Raw genomic sequence first — 5,087 nt, 5'->3', positions numbered from 1 at the left:
AGGCCCCGGGGGACGCATCCGCCGGGGCCTCGGTCGTTTTCATCCAGCGTCCGCCGCGCGGTTACCGCGGGTTGGGGAGCTGGATCATGGGGACGGCGCTCCCGCTCACCTGGGGCATCTTGCCGTCCCACCGCTTGGTCATCTCGTACTGCACCAGGTTGGGCGTAAGGCTCTGCGACAGCAGCTGGTTGGCCTCGGCCTGCGCGCGGGCCTCGGCCAGGATGGCCATGGCGCGGCCCGCGGCCTTGATGCTGTCGCCCTGCGCCTGGTACATGTTCTTCTGCAGCTCGTTCTGCGCCGTGAGCGCCTGCTGCTGCATCACGTTCTTGGCGTTGATGGCGTCCATCACCGCCTGCGGCGCGCGGATCTCATTGACCGTGAACTGCTTGACCACGAAGCCGTAGGCCGCCAGCCGCTCACTGAGCAGCGCCTGCGTGCGGTTCACCACCTCGGCCTTCTTGGGGCCCAGGATGGCCGCGATCTCCTGCCCGCCCACCACCTCCTGCAGCGCCTGCCGGATGGTCTGCCGCACGAACCCGTGCTGGATGCTCTGGATGTCCGTGCGGAACGTGCTGTACAGCGTGGGCACCCGCGTGGACTCCAGCTCGAACGAGAGCGACACGTCCAGCGACACCGGCTGGCCCTCTACGCTGTTGACGTTGATCTCGTCGTTGCCCGCGGACCCGTCCGTCTGGCCGCGGGTGAGCACCAGCGTCTGCATGTACGTGGGATACTCCTCGATCCCCGTCGTCAGCGGGTTGCGAAAGTGCAGCCCCGGGCCCAGCGGCTTGCGGTCCACCCCGCCCCCCAGCTTGTGGATGACGATGCCCACGTTGCCGGGGCCGATGTAGGTGAACGTGCTGGGGACGATCACGCCCAGCAGCACCAGGCCCATGATGATCCACGCCACCTTGCCGCCCAGCCCGCGCACCGGGTTGGGGATGGAGGGCCGCCCGCGCTTGCCGAGGGGGATCTTGACCGTGTCCATGAGGTTTTCGTGAGCTCCTGCGGTTGTCGCGAGGGATCCGGGGAGGGAACGCCCCGGCGGATGTTCCACCGGTGCCCCACGCGGACGCCTCCCTGCCGGGCGCCGGCGCGTGGATGACTACGAGGCCCTTCAAGCTAAGGTTTCCCGGCGTGAATCGTAAGCTGCTGCGCGTGGGTGACTTGGCGCGCGCGCTTCGTCTGCTTTGGGGCCGGATGCCAATCGCGCTGAAACTCCCGGATGCCCTGCGCCTGTATTTGCCTGTACGCAAGCCGCCGGTGCGGCATCCCGGCCTGGACGACACTCGACAACTTTTCGGAGATTTTCCGATGACGATGACGGATACGACCCTGGACTTCCAGACGCTGGCCGACGAGGTGTTCGGTGACAACGCGCACACGATGGAGGCGCTGCAGGCCCGCGCCGACGCCCTGCTGCCGCAGGACGCCATCCTGTGGGAGTGCGATGCGAACACGTTCGTGTTCTCGTACGTGAGCCCGTCCGCCATGGCGGTGCTGGGCTACCCGACGGAGCAATGGATCGAGGACCCGACCTTTTGGACGAGCAAGGTTGTGCACCAGCAGGACGCGGAGGATGCGGTGAACTACTGCGTGAGCGAGACGCAGTGCGACCGCGATCATGCGTTCGAGTACCGCGCCATCGCCGCGGACGGCCGCATCGTGCGCCTGCGCGACGTGGTGCGCGTGGTGCCCGCGACGGACGCGCTGCCCAAGCGCCTGCGCGGCGTGATGTACGTCGTCGGCTGATCTGGATCGGCGCGATGCAGGCCGGGCCCGCGGAGATGATTCTCCGCGGGCCCGGTTTGTTTTGCTCGATCCCTGTTGATTTCCTGAGGGAGGCGCCGCGCGGACTTCGTCCGTGCACCGGCCCCCGGCGCCGGCCGAAGGATCTCCCGTCCGATGCACGACGGCCGCGTCCGAACGCGATCCGTCCCGGTGTCTCGGACCCGGAGCGCGTAGAGAAACTCGTCCCGTCACCCGCGCCCCCGCGACACAGCGTCATCCTGAGGAGCCGCCGCGCGATCCTGACCGGCCGCGGTCCATGGCGGCGACGAAGGATCTTGCCCGCGAAGCTCTGCGGCTGCCTACGTGCACGAAAGCCGCCTCCGAGTCTCGCACACAAGATCCTTCGGTCGCGCCAAGGTCCTGGGCGCGTTCATGTTCCCCGCGGCGCTCCCTCAGGATGACGCTTCCTGGGCTCTCGATTGAATGGCGGGTCGGGCAAAGGCGCTCGGTCGTGGAGAAATACAGGCGATCTGCTCTACGTCTGCGATCCGCCGCGGCCGCGGGAGCCGTCCTTGCCGCGCTTGACGATGCGCGCGGGGACGATGGCCTCCTTGCCGAACTTGCCCCGCAGCCGGTCGGACGCCTCGGCGATCTTGCGGTCGCGGGCTGTCTCCGGGCCGTCGGGCTGCTCCTCGAACAGCATCAGCTCGGCGGACTCGTCGTCCTCGCCCATCAGCTTGGACACGCCCACGTGCAGCAGCCGCACGCCGCCGCCGCGCTTGCGCAGCAGGCCGTGCAGCAGCTCGCGCGCGACGGTAAAGATGGCGCGGTCGCTCTCAATGGGATCGGGAACGGTGCGGCTGGCGGACTTGTCGGTGAAGTCGGCGTAGCGCACGCGCACGGTGACGGTGCGGCCGCGCAGGTCCTCCGCGCGCAGGGAGGCGCCGGTGTCCACGGCCAGCATCATCAGCCGCGTCTCCAGCTCTTCGGGGTCCGTGATGTCCGTTGCGAACGTGCGCTCGTGGCTCACGGACTTCTGCGGGCCGCGGGGCGACACGCGGCCGTGGTCCTCGCCGCGGGCCAGGCGGTACAGCCACTCCGCGCGGCCGTCGCCCACCCAGGAGACGAGCGTGGGCAGGTCGATGGGGTGCAGGTCGCGCACGGTGGTGGCGCCGCGCCGGCGCAGGGCCTCGGCCAGGGCGGGGCCCACGCCGGGGATGTCGGCCAGGTCGAAGCGGGCCATAAAGTCCGCCTCGCCGCCCGGCGGGACCACGTGCACGCCGAACGGCTTGTTGACGGATGCCGCCATCTTGGCGAGAGTTCGTCCCGTGGCGCCGCCGATGGAGATGCTGATGCCCGTGCGGTCCATCACGGCCTGCTGGATGCGGCGGGCCGTATCGGCCAGCGACTCGCCGCGGTACAGCATCTCCGTTCCGGTCATGTCCAAGTAGAACTCGTCCACGCTGGCGGCCTCGACGATGGGCGAGAACTCGTCCAGCACCGCGCGCACCTCGTGGTGCTTGCGGTTCACCATCTCGCCGGGGACGGGGGCAAAGACGGCCCGGGGGCACAGGCGCACGGCCGTGGCCATGGGCATGCCCGCGTGGACGCCGTACTTGCGCGCCGCGTACGACGCGGAGGTGACCACGCCGCGGGAGCTGGCCTTTCCCCCCACGATCACCAGGTCCGACCTGCCCGCGCCCTCGGGGTCCGCCAGCATGGCGCACCGCACGAAGTACGAGTCGCAGTCGGCCAGGAGGATGCGCGGGATGGACACGGAACTGCCAGTGCGAAAGTGCGAGAGTGCGAGAGTGCGAGAGTAACGGCATCGACCCGCCGGCTCTGCGCTAAATAAGGATAATCCAAAGAGTTGCCGAAGGGTACGGAGACGCTGTGCACTTGCATGGCTCGTCGGCTGGAACTGCCGTTCAACCTCCCCCAGGGGTTATTGGGGGAGGTACGAGCCTCGGCGAACGCGGGGCGTCCGCGCGGACTCCGCCCTCCCGGCATGATCCTGAATTCGCCCGCCGTTGCTGGCTATTCCCTATTCCCTGTTCCCTATTCCCTGCAGTTCCCTCCCCGCAGGCAACCCTCCCGCGCGCACCGGCATCACACACGCCGGACCTCGTGAACGGACCATGGACGATTCCATCCTGATACAGAAAGCCAGGCAGGGCGACGGCGGGGCGGTGCGCGAGCTGTATCAGCGCCACGCCGGGCGCGTGTACGCCGTCGTCAAGCGCCTGGCGGGCCACGACGAAGCCCTCGCCGAGGACTGGGCCCAGGAAGCCTGGGTACGCGCCATTCGCGCGCTGCCCACCTTTCGCGGCGAGTCGCGCTTTACCACGTGGCTGCACCGCATTGCCGTCAACAGCGCCCTGCACGGCCGCCGCTCGCGGCAGCGCAAGGCGGGACGCGAGGCGCCCATGGTGGACGAGATCGCCGTTCGCCCGGCGGCGGAGACGTCCGTGCTCAAGCTCAAGCTGGAGCGCGCCATGGAGCGCCTGCCCGCGGGCATGCGCAAGGTGCTGGTCCTGCACGACGTGGAGGGCTACACCCACGAGGAGATCGGCGCCATGCTGGGCGTGAACCCGGGCACGTGCAAGAGCCAGCTGTTCAAGGCCCGCGCGCGCATGCGAAAGCTGCTCACCCCGCAGCCCCTGCCCGACGACGAGCCCGCAGAAGAGGAGATGGCCGCATGCAGCATCTAGATCTGGAGACGCTCGCCCGGCTGGTGGACGAGGCTCCCGAGCCCCACGAGGCCGAGCACCTGCGCGGCTGCCTGGTGTGCCGCCGCGAGCTGGCGGAGCTGCGCGAGCAGACGGAGGCCCTGGCGGACCTGGGCGAGATGGACCCGCCCGCCGGCGGCTGGGCCGCGCTGGAAGCCCGGCTGGTGGAAGAGGAGCTCATCCGCACGCCCGCCGCGGTGCCGTCGGGCCCGCGCTTTCTGGGCCTGTACCGCCCGCCCATGCGCGCCGCCGCCGCCCTCGCGCTGTTCCTGCTGGGCGGCGCGAGCGGCGCCCTGCTGCTGCGGGGCATGGGCGCGCAGGACACGCGCGTGGCGGTGGACGATGCGCCCGCGGCGTCGGGCGATGCGCGGCCGGTCTCGCGCCCGTCCACGCTGCTGGACCCCGAGCTGGTGATCGTCACCGAGCCGGCGGCGCGGACGGTCTCGGCGCCGGTTGAAGCGACGGGGAACGGCAGCGGGGCGCGGCTGGCGGTGAACGGCGGCGCGGCGGCGGAGACCCGTCGGCCGGCGGGGGCCGTTCCGCCGCGCACTTGCACGAGGTGGTCGACGGCGTTCCAGGTATAGGTGCGCTCGCCGTCGTCGATCATGCGACCGCGAGCGTCATACT

Annotated in this window: 5 protein-coding genes; 3 read left to right on the top strand and 2 right to left on the bottom strand. The window is 70.0% G+C overall.

Annotated elements, in window-relative coordinates:
* Positions 1-61: 61 nt before the first annotated feature.
* Positions 62-988, bottom strand: a complete 927-nt coding sequence (locus VFZ20_RS22515; protein ID WP_329686202.1) for a prohibitin family protein — start codon at positions 986-988, stop codon at positions 62-64.
* A 332-nt stretch (positions 989-1,320) separates the two neighbouring features.
* Between VFZ20_RS22515 and VFZ20_RS22510 the strand changes: the two genes are divergently transcribed.
* Positions 1,321-1,752, top strand: a complete 432-nt coding sequence (locus tag VFZ20_RS22510) for a PAS domain-containing protein (RefSeq protein WP_329686201.1) — start codon at positions 1,321-1,323, stop codon at positions 1,750-1,752.
* Positions 1,753-2,266: 514 nt separating this feature from the next.
* On the opposite strand, the gene VFZ20_RS22505 is transcribed toward VFZ20_RS22510, so the two are convergent.
* Positions 2,267-3,508: a DNA polymerase IV gene (locus VFZ20_RS22505; protein ID WP_329686200.1), complete on the bottom strand. Its 1,242-nt coding sequence runs from the start codon at positions 3,506-3,508 to the stop codon at positions 2,267-2,269.
* Positions 3,509-3,869: 361 nt separating this feature from the next.
* Between VFZ20_RS22505 and VFZ20_RS22500 the strand changes: the two genes are divergently transcribed.
* Entirely contained in the window at positions 3,870-4,442 is a 573-nt protein-coding gene (locus VFZ20_RS22500; protein WP_329686199.1) for an RNA polymerase sigma factor, read from the top strand.
* On the top strand, positions 4,430-5,044 hold the full coding sequence (locus VFZ20_RS22495; protein ID WP_329686198.1) for a hypothetical protein: 615 nt from the start codon (positions 4,430-4,432) through the stop codon (positions 5,042-5,044). The genes VFZ20_RS22500 and VFZ20_RS22495 overlap by 13 nt, the downstream gene beginning before the upstream one ends.
* Positions 5,045-5,087: the final 43 nt, after the last annotated feature.

Origin of the sequence: Longimicrobium sp., from assembly GCF_036280135.1 — a bacterium.
GTDB lineage: Bacteria > Gemmatimonadota > Gemmatimonadetes > Longimicrobiales > Longimicrobiaceae > Longimicrobium.
The sequence above is the reverse complement of the archived record's forward strand: the minus strand, read 5'-3'. Positions and strand labels throughout refer to the sequence as shown.